This is a genomic window from Kribbella pittospori (assembly GCF_004331465.1).
In the GTDB taxonomy this organism is placed as follows: domain Bacteria; phylum Actinomycetota; class Actinomycetes; order Propionibacteriales; family Kribbellaceae; genus Kribbella; species Kribbella pittospori.
The window spans coordinates 51,944-64,919 of sequence record NZ_SJKB01000017.1 but is presented as its reverse complement, the minus strand read 5'-3'; the positions used below and the strand labels follow the sequence as shown (position 1 = coordinate 64,919).

Annotated in this window: 13 protein-coding genes and 1 other RNA gene; 6 read left to right on the top strand and 8 right to left on the bottom strand. The window is 68.4% G+C overall.

The genetic code is table 11. The annotated features are described in order from the left end of the window. The first annotated feature begins 12 nt into the window (after nt 1-12). The 4 genes from smpB to ssrA all read left to right on the top strand — a co-directional run bounded on the left by smpB (nt 13) and on the right by ssrA (nt 2,356). Nucleotides 13-492 (top strand): SsrA-binding protein SmpB, encoded by a 480-nt coding sequence (gene smpB / locus E0H73_RS37370; protein ID WP_131364577.1) that lies wholly within the window; start codon nt 13-15, stop codon nt 490-492. Nucleotides 493-619: 127 nt separating this feature from the next. Then, nucleotides 620-1,180, top strand: a complete 561-nt coding sequence (locus tag E0H73_RS37365) for a DUF1707 and DUF4870 domain-containing protein (RefSeq protein WP_131364575.1) — start codon at nt 620-622, stop codon at nt 1,178-1,180. Between the two features lie 19 nt (nt 1,181-1,199). Continuing rightward, on the top strand, nt 1,200-1,889 hold the full coding sequence (locus E0H73_RS37360; RefSeq protein WP_131364573.1) for a YoaK family protein: 690 nt from the start codon (nt 1,200-1,202) through the stop codon (nt 1,887-1,889). Between the two features lie 90 nt (nt 1,890-1,979). Beyond that, nucleotides 1,980-2,356, top strand: a transfer-messenger RNA (tmRNA) gene (gene ssrA, locus E0H73_RS37355). A 191-nt stretch (nt 2,357-2,547) separates the two neighbouring features. Here the strand turns inward: ssrA and E0H73_RS37350 are convergent. The 3 genes from E0H73_RS37350 to E0H73_RS46195 are packed head-to-tail and all read right to left on the bottom strand — an operon-like array spanning nt 2,548 to nt 4,481. Beyond that, complete coding sequence (locus E0H73_RS37350; RefSeq protein WP_131364571.1) at nt 2,548-3,486, bottom strand: AraC family transcriptional regulator; 939 nt, start codon at nt 3,484-3,486, stop codon at nt 2,548-2,550. Between the two features lie 6 nt (nt 3,487-3,492). Then, on the bottom strand, nt 3,493-4,161 hold the full coding sequence (locus E0H73_RS37345) for a helix-turn-helix transcriptional regulator (RefSeq protein WP_165555969.1): 669 nt from the start codon (nt 4,159-4,161) through the stop codon (nt 3,493-3,495). Continuing rightward, nucleotides 4,161-4,481, bottom strand: a complete 321-nt coding sequence (locus E0H73_RS46195; RefSeq protein WP_165555968.1) for a hypothetical protein — start codon at nt 4,479-4,481, stop codon at nt 4,161-4,163. Before E0H73_RS46195 ends, E0H73_RS37345 begins: the two co-directional genes overlap by 1 nt. 183 nt (nt 4,482-4,664) lie before the next feature. Between E0H73_RS46195 and E0H73_RS37340 the strand changes: the two genes are divergently transcribed. Next, complete coding sequence (locus E0H73_RS37340; RefSeq protein WP_131364567.1) at nt 4,665-5,456, top strand: DUF4386 domain-containing protein; 792 nt, start codon at nt 4,665-4,667, stop codon at nt 5,454-5,456. 13 nt (nt 5,457-5,469) lie between these two features. Here E0H73_RS37340 and E0H73_RS37335 read toward each other — a convergent pair whose 3' ends face one another. After that, nucleotides 5,470-5,838, bottom strand: coding sequence for a nuclear transport factor 2 family protein (locus tag E0H73_RS37335; RefSeq protein ID WP_131364565.1), 369 nt, complete (start codon nt 5,836-5,838; stop codon nt 5,470-5,472). Between the two features lie 88 nt (nt 5,839-5,926). Here E0H73_RS37335 and E0H73_RS37330 point away from each other — a divergent pair, with 88 nt between their 5' ends. Beyond that, nucleotides 5,927-6,706, top strand: a complete 780-nt coding sequence (locus tag E0H73_RS37330) for a helix-turn-helix domain-containing protein (RefSeq protein ID WP_131364563.1) — start codon at nt 5,927-5,929, stop codon at nt 6,704-6,706. Here E0H73_RS37330 and E0H73_RS37325 read toward each other — a convergent pair. The 4 genes from E0H73_RS37325 to E0H73_RS37310 form a co-directional block, all read right to left on the bottom strand. Beyond that, on the bottom strand, nt 6,697-7,908 hold the full coding sequence (locus E0H73_RS37325) for an epoxide hydrolase family protein (protein WP_131364561.1): 1,212 nt from the start codon (nt 7,906-7,908) through the stop codon (nt 6,697-6,699). The genes E0H73_RS37330 and E0H73_RS37325 overlap by 10 nt on opposite strands. Then, the gene (locus E0H73_RS37320) at nt 7,905-8,342 is read right to left on the bottom strand and encodes a MarR family winged helix-turn-helix transcriptional regulator (RefSeq protein WP_131364559.1); all 438 of its coding nucleotides are present in this window, start codon (nt 8,340-8,342) and stop codon (nt 7,905-7,907) included. The genes E0H73_RS37325 and E0H73_RS37320 overlap by 4 nt, the downstream gene beginning before the upstream one ends. Nucleotides 8,343-8,422: 80 nt before the next feature. Further along, on the bottom strand, nt 8,423-11,398 hold the full coding sequence (locus tag E0H73_RS37315) for an FHA domain-containing protein (protein WP_131364557.1): 2,976 nt from the start codon (nt 11,396-11,398) through the stop codon (nt 8,423-8,425). A gap of 157 nt (nt 11,399-11,555) precedes the next feature. Continuing rightward, a complete protein-coding gene (locus tag E0H73_RS37310) occupies nt 11,556-12,764 on the bottom strand; it encodes an SGNH/GDSL hydrolase family protein (RefSeq protein ID WP_238164526.1) in 1,209 nt (402 codons plus the stop codon). Nucleotides 12,765-12,976 lie beyond the last annotated feature (212 nt).

Genomic DNA, 12,976 nt, shown 5'->3' with positions numbered 1-12,976 from the left:
GATACTGGTCGGATGGTGAAACAGACCGGCCGGCAGAAGCCGATCGCGCAGAACCGGAAGGCGCGATACGACTACCACATCGAGGACGTGGTGGAGGCCGGGCTGGTGCTGACCGGGACCGAGGTGAAGTCCCTGCGGCAAGGCCGGGCCTCCCTCGTCGACGCGTTCGCCGCCGTCCGCGGTCACGAGTTGTGGCTGCAGGGGATGCACATCCCGGAGTACAAGCACGGCACCTGGACCAACCACGAGCCGCGCCGGACCCGCAAGCTGCTGCTGCACAAGGACGAGGTGCAGAAGCTGATCCGGGCCGTCGAGCAGCAGGGCGTCTCGCTGATCCCGCTGTCGCTGTACTTCAAGGACGGGTACGCCAAGGTCGAGCTCGCCACCGGGCGAGGCAAGAAGGACTACGACAAGCGGCACGCGCTGGCCGAGCGCCAGGCCGACCGCGAGGCCCGGCGCGCCCTCTCGGAGCGCACCCGCCGCCGCGACTGATGAGGCCCGGGGGCGGCCGGGCTGAGGAGCCAGGGCGGCAGGGCTGAGGGCTGCCTGGGGTCGGCTCAGGGGTGGCTGGGGGCTGCTCCCGATGGGGCGGACGGCCTCCGGCGCGCAGAGTGGATGCATGTCCACTTCAGACCTGCTGGTGACGCCGGCCCAACGGGACCGCGCCGTCGAGATCCTGAAAGAAATGTATGCCGACGGCCGGCTGGACCACGCCGAGTTCGACACCCGGCTGGAGCTGGCTCTGAAGGCCCGCACCCGTGCCGAACTCAACAGCACCTTCGACGGACTCGTGTCCCGGCCCGTCCCGACGTACGCACCCGCCGCCTTCACGAGGCCGGCGCCGGTGCAGCAGTACTCCGGCGATGGCCGGGGGATGGGGACCGTCGCGCACTGGCTCGGGTACCCGACGTTCTTCGTCGGCCCGGCGATCGTGGTGGCGACCTCGGGCCAGCGGAACCCTGCCGTCCGCAAGCACGCGGTGGAGGCGCTGAACTTCCAGCTGAGCGCGTTCGGGGCGTTCGCACTGCTGGGGATCATGACGGGGGTGACGGAGGGCTTCACCGGATTCCTGTTCCCGATCCTCGGCATCCTGTGGTTCGTCCTGACCGGGATCGGCGGCCTCGCCACCGCGGTCGGTAGCAACTTCCGCTACCCGTTCACGCTGCGTCTGATCAAGTAGTGCCTCTACCCTGGCAGGCATGGCTGTTCCTGTCGGGGCGCGGTGGGAGGTCACGGCGTTCCTGGGCCTGACCGCGGCCACCGGGTTGATCGACGCGGTCAGCTATCTGAAGCTCGGGCATACCTTCGTCGCGAACATGACCGGGAACGTCGTCTTCCTCGGGTTCGCGGTGTCGCCGGAGTCCGGGTTCCGGCTTGGTCCGCCGATCGCGGCTGTGTTCGGGTTCGTGCTCGGGTCCCTCGCCGGCGGGCGGGCGGCACGGGTGATGGAGTCGCGGCCTCGGCGGTGGCTGGCGTCGGCGTTCGGGGCGCAGGCGATCGTGTTGTGGCTGTGCGCGTTGCTCGTCGGCGTCGGCGTACTCGAGGAGACGGGCGGGACGTCGTACGTGCTGATCGTGGCGCTGGCTGCCTGCTTCGGGCTGCAGAACGCGACCGTCCGGCACGTGGCGCCGCGGGACATGACGACGACGGTTTTGACGCTGACACTGACGGGGCTGGCGGCCGACAGCGTGCTCGGCAACGGACGCTCCGTGAAGCCTCACCGCCGACTGGGGTCGATCGCTGCGATGCTGGTTGGTGCGGCTGTGGGGGCGTTGCTGCTCCGATGGACCACCGGATGGGTGATCGCTCTGGCCGGGCTGATGGTCGCGGGGGCGGCGGTGATCTTCCTGCGCGCGCCCGAGGCGTCGCCGGCCGCTGACCGTGTGTAACGGGAATGTCAGGTGCGGGTCGCCTGTTGGACTTGATAGTGTGGATCTTCCACCGCCCTTCGGGACCGGTGGGAGTTTGACAACTCAACAGGGGGTGAACGGTTTCGACTTTGGACGTCTGTTCCAAGGGAAGCGGGCCGAGGATCCAGGGTTATCTCGTAAACGATCTCTGGAAACCAATAACTGCCAATACTCAGCGCAGTAGCTTCGCTCTCGCCGCCTGACGGCCTGAGCACTTAAAGAAGCGGTCAGCCCGGGGATGCTCCCGCCCCGGCTCCTGGCCTCATTTAGGGAGCTTGCTGCACTAGCCCGGTCACGGGGCTGGTGTGGGACATCAACAGTGACTGAGCCTGTCAGCGACGTGTCTGTGAGAGCGCTGGGGCTGAGAAAACGTCTAACAGACTGCGCCCGGAGAAGCCTTGAAACACCGCCGAAGGACGCGGGTTCGATTCCCGCCACCTCCACCCCTGAGAGTTACAAGAAGGCCGGTCCCCTCGGGACCGGCCTTCTTGCGTGTGCTGGGTGAGCCCCGACGCAACCGCGTTCGTCGTGTGCCCGGACTCGTCGAGTCGTGGAAAGGTGTTCAGTTGGTTGCCGATTTGCTGCCCAGATCCACGACTCAGTCCTCGGGATGAACCACGAACCCCACCACCGCAGTTCAGCTGTTGAGGGTGGTGCTGGGGGATTGGCCGTAGGCGGTGCGGTACTGGTTGGCGAAGCGGCCGGGGTGGTGGAAGCCCCAGTGGGCGGCGATGGCGGTGACGGTGGTTTGGGTGGGGTCCGCGGCCTGGAGATCGGCGTGGGCTTGGGCCAGGCGGACTTGGCGGAGGTAGGCCAGCGGGGTGGTGTCGAGGTGGCGGCGGAAGGCTAGTTGGATGGCGCGGTTGGTGACGCCGGCGGCGGTGGCGATGTCGGCGATGGTGAGGTCGCGGTGGGGGTTGACTTCGATGTAGCTGATGGCGCGGCGGAGAGTGGCGGGGTGGGCGTCGCGGCGGCTCTCGGTATTGGGGTCGGTGCTGGTGTTGTTGGGGACCGTGGCCAGGACCATCGCGGCGAGGAACTGCGTGATGGTCGTGGAAATGAGGGGTTCGGAGAAGAGCGCCGGGTTGGTGAGTGTCTGCGTGTGCACGTAGTCGATCGCGTCCCGCAGTTGCCGCCGAGCCGCGGTGGTGGCGGGCCGGTGGCCATGGAAGCTGAGCGCCGCGGGCCTCCGCCCCTCGAGTGCGGTCGCGGCGACCCGCTGCAGGACGGTGGGATCGAGCATGAGGACGAGCTCCCGCGGGTGCCGCAGCCTGCCCGTGAGCCCACGCTCTCCAGGAGGCAGGAGCAGTACGTCGCCCGGGCCGGCGGAGTACTCCGGTATCTCAACTCCACCCGAACGAAGGCTGCACAAGATGTAGTTGTCGAGCGGATCGGCGCGATACGTGAGGTCGGCGCCGAGCTGGAACTCGTCGCTGGTCAGGCCGGGGAGGAACGTGCGCGCGATGCGGGTCCGGGTCGGTACGCCGTTGAGGCCGGACAGGTTCACCCGCGTGTACGTCTCGGACAGAAAGGCCTCGATCTCGTCGATAGTGGTGCTCTCGAAGACGACAGCCATCGCAGCTCAGCAACCCTCCTGGAGGGTCCGGCCTGGGCTGCGACCGTAGGCGGCGTGGTAGGAGGCGGTGAACCGGGGGAGGGAGAAGCCCCACCGGTAGGCGATCGTGGCGACAGTGACGCCGCTGGCGGGATCGGTTGTCTGCAGGTCGCGGTGCGCGCGTTCAAGGCGTACCTGTCGTAGGTACTCGAACGGCGTACATTCCAGATGCCTACGGAAGGCGTACTGGAGTGCGCGGGCACTCGTGCCGACGGCCGCAGCGATGTCGTTGACGCCGATCGGCTCGGCAGCGTGCGCGTCGATGTAGTCGACGGCTCGTTGTACGGACGCCGGTGTGACCCAGCCGGGTGAGGGTGCGTACGAGACCCGCAGCGTCGCGTTCGGGAAGACCGCGAGCATCGACGCGACGACGTGGGTGTGCAGTTGCTGGGCGACCAGCGGACTCTCGGCGGACGACGTTACGTCGGTCAGGACGCGGTGGACGTAGTGGCTCACCGACTGCCAGTACGCGCTGAGCCGGGCGTTGAGTGGCAGCCCGGTGCCGAGCCAGAAGTCATTGGGCGGTACGCCGTGCGCCGACTCGGCGGCCTCCTCGAGATCGCGGTAGCTGACCCGCGTCCCGATCGAGTCGAACGGCGGGAACTCGAGAGTCATCGAGTCGTCCGGTGCACGCATCAGCGAGCCACCGCCGGCACCCGCAACTCGCCGCTCGGGACAGTCGCGACGGCCGGTCGCGAGAACCAGACAACGAGCGGTTCCTTGTACGGCTCGGTGTCCACCGCGCACCCCAGGCCGATCTGCCATCGATCCGAGCCCAACGGTCCGCACTGCGTCGTCTCGATCTTCACTGCCCCGGTGGACGGCTGGCCGCCGGCGACTCGCGGGCTGGCGGAAGGAAAGATGGCATCCAACGCGTCCACGACGGCGTCCGCCCCCTCGCCGAGCATGAAGCCCCGCACGACACCACCAGTTCGTGTGCTGTCGGCGGCTGTCACGTTGTCACCCTCCACGAGGACTTCCTCCGAAGCTACGCCCACACACCACGCAGCGAAACCGGACAAGCCTCATGGATCGAGGCGCCATGGACAGCGCTGGGACCGGCGCGCATGCTGAAAGCGGTGGGGTCGGGGGGCGCCCGGGCAGACCGGAGCCGTGGCCGCGCCAAGGGGGAGATCGGCATGGACAGAGTCGAACGAGGTCACCAACGCGACGAGGAAGCCGAACAGATCGACATCGCGCAGGCTCCAGCAGTTCGATCAAATATCACAACAGCGAAGGTCACCGGGATCTTCTTCATCGCGGCGACCGTGGCCTTCATGGTGGCCGCGACTGTGCTGTCGATGACATTCGATTGGCCCGACATCCTGCGTCAACCGGCGGATGTGGTGTTGCCCGAGTACGTCGACGGTGGCACGAGCCTGGTCTGGACGTGGTTCGCGGTCGCATGGACGTACGCGATCCTCGCCGTACCGATCTTGTTGCTACCAACTGCGTTGAAGCGCCGGGACGACGCGGCCCTGCGGGTCGCCACCTGGGCGGGCGCGGCGTCTGTGCTGCTGGCGCTGATCGGATTCCTGCGCTGGGTCTTCGTAGTACCGCCGCTGGCCGATACGTACGTCAACGGCGACACAGCTACGCGTACGGCGGTTGCCGCGGCGTGGACCGCCCAGCATCAGTACGGCGGCGCGCTACTTGGCGAACACCTCGGACAACTCCTGGGCATCGCGTGGTCGGTCACTGTCAGCATCATCATCTTGCGAACCAAGGTGATGCCGAGGTGGGCGGGCTGGCTGGGGCTGCTCGCCAGCGTCCTGTACTTCACCAACCAAGGCGACATCCTCGCCACCGCGATCCCGAGCTTCCCGGTCTGGGACCTCGGCGGCCTGCTCGGAAGCTACCTGTGGACGATCTGGCTACTGGTGCTCGGTGTACTGCTCCTTCGCCGGCCGAACTCGCCGGCTAGCTCTTAGTCCATGCCGTCTCTCAGACCATCCCGTTCGGAATCTCCGCGGCGTCGGGCACGGGCTGTACGACGTCCCAGTGCTCGACGATCTGGCCGTTCTCGAAGCGCCAGATGTCGGTGACCGCCACGCCGCGGGGATTGTCCGCGGTCGTCATCAGGTAGTGCATCACCACATGAGTGTCGTCAGCGATGACGCGGCGCAGGTCGAGCCGAGCCGAGGCGACCGGAGCGGTCGCGATGAAATCGAGGAAGGCGTCGCGGCCCGACGGATTGCCGGGACTGTGCTCGAGGAAATCCTCCTGCAGAAGTGGGCGGAGCGGCGCGATGTTGCCCGCGGCGAACTCCTGGAATGCGTCTACGGCCAGCTTCTTGTTCTGTTCGGCTGTCATGTGTCAGACCGTTGCCGATGACATCGGTCGGTGTCGATGACAAGGGTGGTAATGGCAGTGCCCACCCCACGCCGGTGATACTCGGGACGTGAGCGAGGACAGACCGGTAGGTGCGCTACTCAGGGAGTGGCGGCAGCGGCGGAAGCTGAGTCAGCTCGATCTCGCGATCCAGGCCGATGTGTCCGCACGACACGTCAGCTTCGTCGAGACGGGCCGGACCATACCGAGCAGCCCGATGGTGCTGCACCTGGCCGAACACCTCGACGTACCGCTGCGGGAACGCAACCGTCTCCTCGTCGCCGCCGGCCACGCGCCGGTCTACCACCAACGTCCGCTGGACGACCCCGACATGGACCGTCTTCGCGAAGCGCTGGAGCGATTCGTCCGCGCGCACGAGCCGTACCCGGCGCTGGCCGTCGACCGCCGCTGGAACCTGATCCTCGCCAACGACGCCCTGGATGTCTTCCTCGACGGCGCCGACCCGAAGCTGCTGGAACCGCCGATCAACATGATGCGACTCGGCCTGCACCCACAAGGTCTGGCGCCGCGCATCCGCAACCTCACCCAGGTGCGCGGTTACCTCCTGCCTCGGCTGGCCCGGCAGGCCGCCGCCACCGGCGACGCCGTACTGCACGAGCTGTACGACGAGTTGATCGCCTACGGACCGGATGACGTCGCGCCTGCACCCGATCCGGCGGACATTGCGCTGCCCATCCGCATCGACCACCGCGGTACCGAGCTCTGTTTGATCAACGCGATCACCACGTTCGGTACCGCCTTCGACATCACGCTCGACGAGATCGCCGTCGAGAGCTACCTGCCCGCAGACGCCCGGACGGCCGAGTTCTTCCGCGTCACTCAGCGATAGTCGCGGAACGTACGGCGGAGGTCGTCGGTCCACTCGGTGGGGAGTTCCCACGGGATGAAGTGGCCGCCGCCCGGGTGGGCGGTCAGGTTGACGTGGTTGTACCACTCGGCGCGGTCGCTGTTCAGGAAGTTCTGGACGCGTTCCTCGGGAGTGCTGACGCCGGGCGGGTCCTCGTAGCCGACGAACGTGATGCCGGTGGGCGCTTCGATGGCCGGCGTACGGTCGTGGGACGGCGTCCACGGGTAGCGGTTGTTGTTGGCGTAGGTGCGGATCGAGGTGTCGATCGCGTTGCCGGCCCAATAGATCGTGGCGTTCGTCAGCAGGTCGTCGTCGCTGAACGCCTTGTCGCCTCCGGACCAGCTCAGCCACCGCTCGAGGATCCACGCGAGCATGCCGGCGGGTGAGTCGGCGAGGCCGAAGCCGAGGGTGCTCGGGTCCAGGACATGCGTGGCCAGGTGGGCCGCGAACCGCCGTTCCAGCTCGATGATCCGGTCGTGGATCGCGGGCGGAAGGTTCGGCGGGATCGGGTTGCCGCCGCTCAGGTCCCAGCCGCGGTCGCCGTTGAAGAACGTGAGTTTCAGGCCCGAACCGATGTGGATCGCGTAGAGCTCATCGGCGTACTTGTGGCCGAGTTGCCCGGTGACGAGCGCACCGACATCACACCCGGCGGCGGCGTACTTCGGGTACCCGAGGACGCCGGTCATCAGGTCGTGCCAGACGTCGGCGATCTTCCAGAAGTTCATGTCCGGCTGGTTCGTCAGCGGCGTCGAGAACCCGAAGCCGGGCAGCGACGGCACGATCACGTCGAACGCGTCGGCCGGATCTCCGCCGTACGCCGCCGGGTCCGCGAGCGGGCCGATCACCTTCGACCAGTGCCAGAACGTCCACGGCCAGCCGTGGCTCAGGATCAGCGGTATCGGGGCCGGCCCGACGCCGGGCTTGCGCATGAAGTGGACGGGTACGCCGTTCACATCGACGCGGTAGTGCTCGAAGGCGTTGATCGCGCGCTCGGCGGCACGCCAGTCGAACCCGTCCGCCCAGTACTCCACCAGTGCCTGCAGTTGAGTACGACGTACGCCGTAGAAACCGTCGTCGTTCCCGGCGTCGAGCGGCCACTTGGTCGCGGTCAGCCGGCGGCGCAGGTCGTCGAGGACGTCGTCGGGGACGTGGATCGGGGTTGGTTCCCAGGGAAAGCTGGTCATAGTCGCTCCTCAGCGGCGATCTCGGTCAGCCGGTTCAGCACGTCGATGGAGCTCGCGAGTATGTCGCGCTCCTCGGGGGTCAGCCGGTCGACCAGGCGGGACAGCTTGGTGACCCGTTCCGTATGGCGGGACCGTACGACCTGCCGGCCGGCGCGTGTCAGCGACAGCAGCATCGCGCGGCCGTCGGTCGGGTCGGGGCGCCGTTGCAGGAGTCCGTCCTGCTCGAGCTTCGTGACCAGGCTGGTCAGCGCCGGTTGCTTGAGCTGCTCAGTCGCCAGCAGGTCGGTCAGCCGGAGCGGGCCGCTGCGCGACAACGTGTGCAGGACCGACAGGGTCGAGAAGTTGAACCTGCGCACCGAGGGCAACCGGATGAAGATCGGGTTGAAGTCCTCGATGGCTGTGGTCAGTCGCTCGACATCCACCTCTGCCGCCATGCTGGGAACCGTATCAATAATCGATGTAAGTGCGCACGCGAATTTCTTCGGGTTGCCCGGGGCAACAGTTTCCGTGGGTGTCAGTTGCTGAGGGCAATACCGAGGGCGACCGGGGGCTCACCGGACTTGAGGGTGAGGGTCGCGGTCTCCAGATTGTCCGGCAGGTGGCCCTTGAACGTGATCGTGCCGTGTTTGGTGCCGCCGGCCGGGAACTTGCCCGGCCACTGGCTACGGGAGTCGTCGGCGCGGATCGCGTTGCCCTCCGGGCCGGTGAGGGCGACGTTGCTGTCGCGCGGCAGGGCGATCGACTGATCACCGGCGTTCTTGATCGCGAGTTGCACGCGGGTGAAGTGGCTCGTGTACGTCACATTCTGGACGGTGACGGTCAGGCCTTCGAATCCCTTCCCGACCGGCTTCACCAGGCGGTCCTCGCCGGACTCCTTACCGGTGAGGTAGCCGGCGGCGTACTGCGCTGCCGCGGTGAGCGCGAACCCGCCGACACCGACGCCGAGCAGTACGACGACGATCGCGACGATCACAGAGACGTTGAGACGACCGGGGGAGCGTTCCTGCGGGCTGAGCGCGTCCATCAGGGCGACGACCATCGCGGTGATGAGCGCGATGACTGGCGGCACCAGCCAGCGGAGGGGACCGCCGGGGCCGGATGAGAAGAAGGTGACGACGAGGTTGATCAGGAGGCCGAGCGCGAGGAGGGCGCCTGCTACCGCGAGTACACGGCCGAGCCTTACCTGGCCGACCTCATCCGCGTCGGCCGGTCGGCGAGCCTTCGCTTTCGCGGCGCGTGCCTCCGCCTTCGGTGACGCCTGCCGAGGCTGCGGCGTACGCGATGTCTGTCGGGCGCCCGCCGCTCCGCGTGATGTCTGCGCTCCGCCGGCTGGGGCGACGCCTGCTTGATCCTCGGCCCGACCGGTGTCCGGCCAGCCGGCCGACTCGTTCCGATTGGCCTGCGACCGATCGAACTGAATCGGCACAGTCATCCCACCAGCCCACGGCGACCGAGCCGGCTCCGGATTGTCCGCCGACGGATAAGCCCCCCAATCCCCACCCCCAACCGCAACCCCCTCACCCGTAACCCCACCAAAACCCTCATCACCCGCCGACGGCTCATACCCACCGTCAGCCGGAGCGAACTGGCTCACACCCTGCCCAGCCCCATCACGCGCGAACGGGTTCCCCCCACGCTCACCCTCGCCCGAAGCGAAGCCGCCCGACTCACCCTCAGCCCGGGCGAACGGGCTCACACCCTGCCCACCCTCGCCCGACCCAAAGTCACCCGGCTCACCCTCAACCTGAACGAACGGGCTCCCGCCCTGCCCGCCCTCGGGCGGCGCGAAGTCGCCGGGCTCACCTTGGGCTGGAGCGAACGAGCTCGCGCCGTGCTCGCCCTCACCCGGTCGGGAGCCGCCCGGCACACCCGCAGCCGACGCGAAGCCGTCGGGCTCACCCTTGGCCGGGGCGAACGGGCTCCTGCCCTGCTCGGCCCCGGACGGCGCGAAGCCGCCGGGATCACCCTGGGCTGGAGCGAACGAGCTCGCGCCCTGCCCACCCTCGCCCGATCCGCAGCCGCCCGGCACACGCTCCGCCGCGAAGCCGTCGGGCTCACCTTGGGCTGGGGCGAACGGGCTAGCGCCCTGCTTGCCCCCGGACGGCGCGAAGCCGCCGAGCTCGCCTTGGGCTGGGGCAGATGAGCTCGCGCCCTGCTCGGCCTCAGCTGGTGGGAAACTGCCCGGCACACCCTCGGGTGGTGCGAAGGGGTTGTTGCCCCGGTCGGCCTCGGGTGGGGTGTACGCGCTTGGGTCCGGCCCGGGGTCGGGCGGTGTGATGGGGCTTGGCTGCTGGTTGGGGTTGGGCGGGGTGACTGGTCTTGGGCCACGGTCGGCGAGGGTGGGGCGTCGGTCGGCGGGGTTGGGTGGGGTGAACGCGTTTGCGTCCTGGTCGGGGTCGGGGGGTGTGGGTGGGGTCGGCTGCTGGTTTTGGGGGGTGGGTGCGTACGGGCTTGGGGTTGGTTCAGCCTCGGGTGGGGCGAAGGGGTTTTGGCCTCGGTCCGCGCGGCTGGAGGGGGGAGTGACCGGGGCGTACGCGGCTGGGTCGCCGAGCGCGAGGGGCTCTGCGAGGGAGAACCGGTCGGCCACCTGCGGCCGCTCGGCGGGTCCCGAAGGTGCCGCCGCAGGAGGTTCGGCTGAGTCGGGGTGATACTGCGGGGCGTTCTTCTCGCGGTACGACGGCTGGTCGGGCGCGGCGTACGCACCATCTGCTTGTCCTGAGAACGCGTCCTCCGCAGGAGCGCGATGCAGGTCGGCGGCGGGCTCGGAGTACTGGTCGGCCGGCGCGGAGTACTGGTCGGCGGGCGCGGAGTACTGCTCCGCAGGCGCGGCGTACTGGTCGTCCGCGTGCGCGGCGTACCGATCATCTGAGGGAGCGCCGTGCTGCTCATACGAGGGCGCGTCCTGATCGTCCGAGGACGCGGCGTACTGCTGGTTCGAGGACGCGGCGTCCTGCTGGTCCGAAGGCGCGCCGTACTGCTCGTTCGCGGGCGCCGGGTAGGCGTCGGCGGGATACGGCGCGTCTGCAGGCGGGGGGTACTCGGCGGCCGGGGGCGGCTCAGGCAGGGAGAACGAGGCGGGCGGCGCCTCCGCGGGTGGGGCGAGGGAGGCGGGCGAGGCTTCCGCGGGGGAGTACGAGGCGGGCGGGGCTTCCGCGGGGGTGAAGGAGGCGGGTGCACCGTCCGCTGGTGGGGCACCAGCCGGGGAAGGGGTTTCGTGGAAGGTCAGGACTGAGCGGCCGATGTGGATTTGGTCGTTGTTGGTGAGGGGGGTGGGGGCGGCCAGGCGGCGGCCGTTGAGGGCGGTGCCGTTGCGGGACTCGTCGATCAGGGTCCAGGTGCTGCCGGAGCGGGTCAGGCGGGCGTGGATGCGGGAGATCTGGTCGTCGGCCGTCAACCGGATGTCGGCGTTGGAGGCGCGCCCGATGGTGATCGAGTCGCTACCGTCGGACAGATCCCAGCGCTGGCCGTCCAGCGACAGCGCATGTTCCATTTCCACTACGCCCTAACACCCCACGAAGCAGCCGACTCGTCTGCGCGATTCTGCCTGTACCACCCTCACCTGGTCCAGAGCACCCACAACGCACCGAGCCTAATCAACCGCCGGTACGGCGACCCGACGGGGCCGCCGTACCGGGTGAGCTACTGCACTAACCAAGCGTCATCCGGGGCTCGCCGTTGAGCAGGCCGGTGCCGGAGATGGTGCAGGTGCCGCCGCGGTTCTGGGTGTAGGTCTGGCGGACGCAGGAGCGGAGCGCGAGCTGGGCCCAGTAGTTCGGGTGCAGGCTCTCCTGGATGAAGTAGTTCGACCCGACCGTGGTGACCGTGCGGATCTGGTTGATCCACTCGGTCTTGTCGACCGCCGTGGGCTGGGTCCACGAGCTCAGCCCGACCTCCTCGTAGAGACCGACCGAGCTCTCGCACAACCGCCGGCCGTTGAAGGCCGACTGGAGCTCGAGCAGGCGGACGTTCCCGAGCCCGGACTGCCCGATCGCCGCGCGGACCGTGTTGTTGATGGTGACGAGCGCGGTGTTGTTCGCCCAGTCGGCGTCCGCGTTCCAGAACCCGCAGCCGCCCACACTCTGCCGCGTGTAGCCGCTCTGCCCGTACCGTAACCCGCTCCCGCCCGGGATCGGTGACGGGTACGTCTGGACCAGCAGCGTCCACGCGTTGTCGCCGTACCCGGCGTTCCGCATCGCCGTGCGTACGTTCTGGAAGGCGGTCGCGATCCTCCCGCGTACGGCGGTGACGTTGGCCGACGTGAAGTTGGCGACGACCGAGGAGTCGTCCTTGCAGTAGTCCGGGAACCAGGACGGCGACAGCAGGAAGTCGGTCACACACTGGGTGACGATCGACGCGAACTTGAAGTCGTTGCCGCCGATCGAGACGACCACCTGCCGCACGTTGTGGCCGGCCGCGAACTGCTGCAGCATCTTCGCCTGCCCGAGATGCCCGGCGCCGTCGTCGTAGAAGTCGATGCCAGGTTTGAAGTCGTCACCTGTGCTGGTGGCGGTGCTGGCGCCGGAGCAGGCCAGGTTCAGCCCGCCGACACCACCGCCGATGAACGCCTCGGCGGAGCTGCTGCGATGGCACCGTGGGATCTGCTCGGCGGTGCGACTCGCGTTGTCGTGGTAGGCGTGCGCACCGAGCGCGTCGGCCCGTGCCTCGGAATTGTTCGAGCTGCCGGCCCAGCGGCCCGCCTCGCCCGAGATGTAGGAGTCGCCGAGGGTGACGACGTACGGCGTCCCGGAGCCGGGACCGTCGGCCCGGGCGGGGGTGGCGACCAGGAAGAGCCCGGTCATGGAGAGCACGAGGAACGTGGACACTCGACGCACGAGTGAGCGGGACGGAATGTTCACCGGAAGACCTCTCTCGCCGGAGGGCGGCCGCGGGGCGGCGACCGCCGTGGCAAGAAAGGTACTCAGAAGTAACCGCTAGAGACAGACCGAGAGTACTGGCACGTTTGCGCCCTGTCACCGCCGCGTCAGGTGCAGGTGGACAGGAGGTGTCGCCAGGTCTGGCAGGCTCCCGCCGTCGGCCACGCCTGACGACCTCGCAACGGGCGGGACAC

Coding starts and splice junctions, on each gene's coding strand:
- smpB (WP_131364577.1), top strand. CDS start 13: ATGGTGAAACAGACCGGCCGGCAGAAGCCGATCGCGCAGAACCGGAAG.
- E0H73_RS37365 (WP_131364575.1), top strand. CDS start 620: ATGTCCACTTCAGACCTGCTGGTGACGCCGGCCCAACGGGACCGCGCC.
- E0H73_RS37360 (WP_131364573.1), top strand. CDS start 1,200: ATGGCTGTTCCTGTCGGGGCGCGGTGGGAGGTCACGGCGTTCCTGGGC.
- E0H73_RS37350 (WP_131364571.1), bottom strand. CDS start 3,486: ATGGCTGTCGTCTTCGAGAGCACCACTATCGACGAGATCGAGGCCTTT.
- E0H73_RS37345 (WP_165555969.1), bottom strand. CDS start 4,161: ATGCGTGCACCGGACGACTCGATGACTCTCGAGTTCCCGCCGTTCGAC.
- E0H73_RS37340 (WP_131364567.1), top strand. CDS start 4,665: ATGGACAGAGTCGAACGAGGTCACCAACGCGACGAGGAAGCCGAACAG.
- E0H73_RS37335 (WP_131364565.1), bottom strand. CDS start 5,838: ATGACAGCCGAACAGAACAAGAAGCTGGCCGTAGACGCATTCCAGGAG.
- E0H73_RS37325 (WP_131364561.1), bottom strand. CDS start 7,908: ATGACCAGCTTTCCCTGGGAACCAACCCCGATCCACGTCCCCGACGAC.
- E0H73_RS37320 (WP_131364559.1), bottom strand. CDS start 8,342: ATGGCGGCAGAGGTGGATGTCGAGCGACTGACCACAGCCATCGAGGAC.
- E0H73_RS37315 (WP_131364557.1), bottom strand. CDS start 11,398: ATGGAACATGCGCTGTCGCTGGACGGCCAGCGCTGGGATCTGTCCGAC.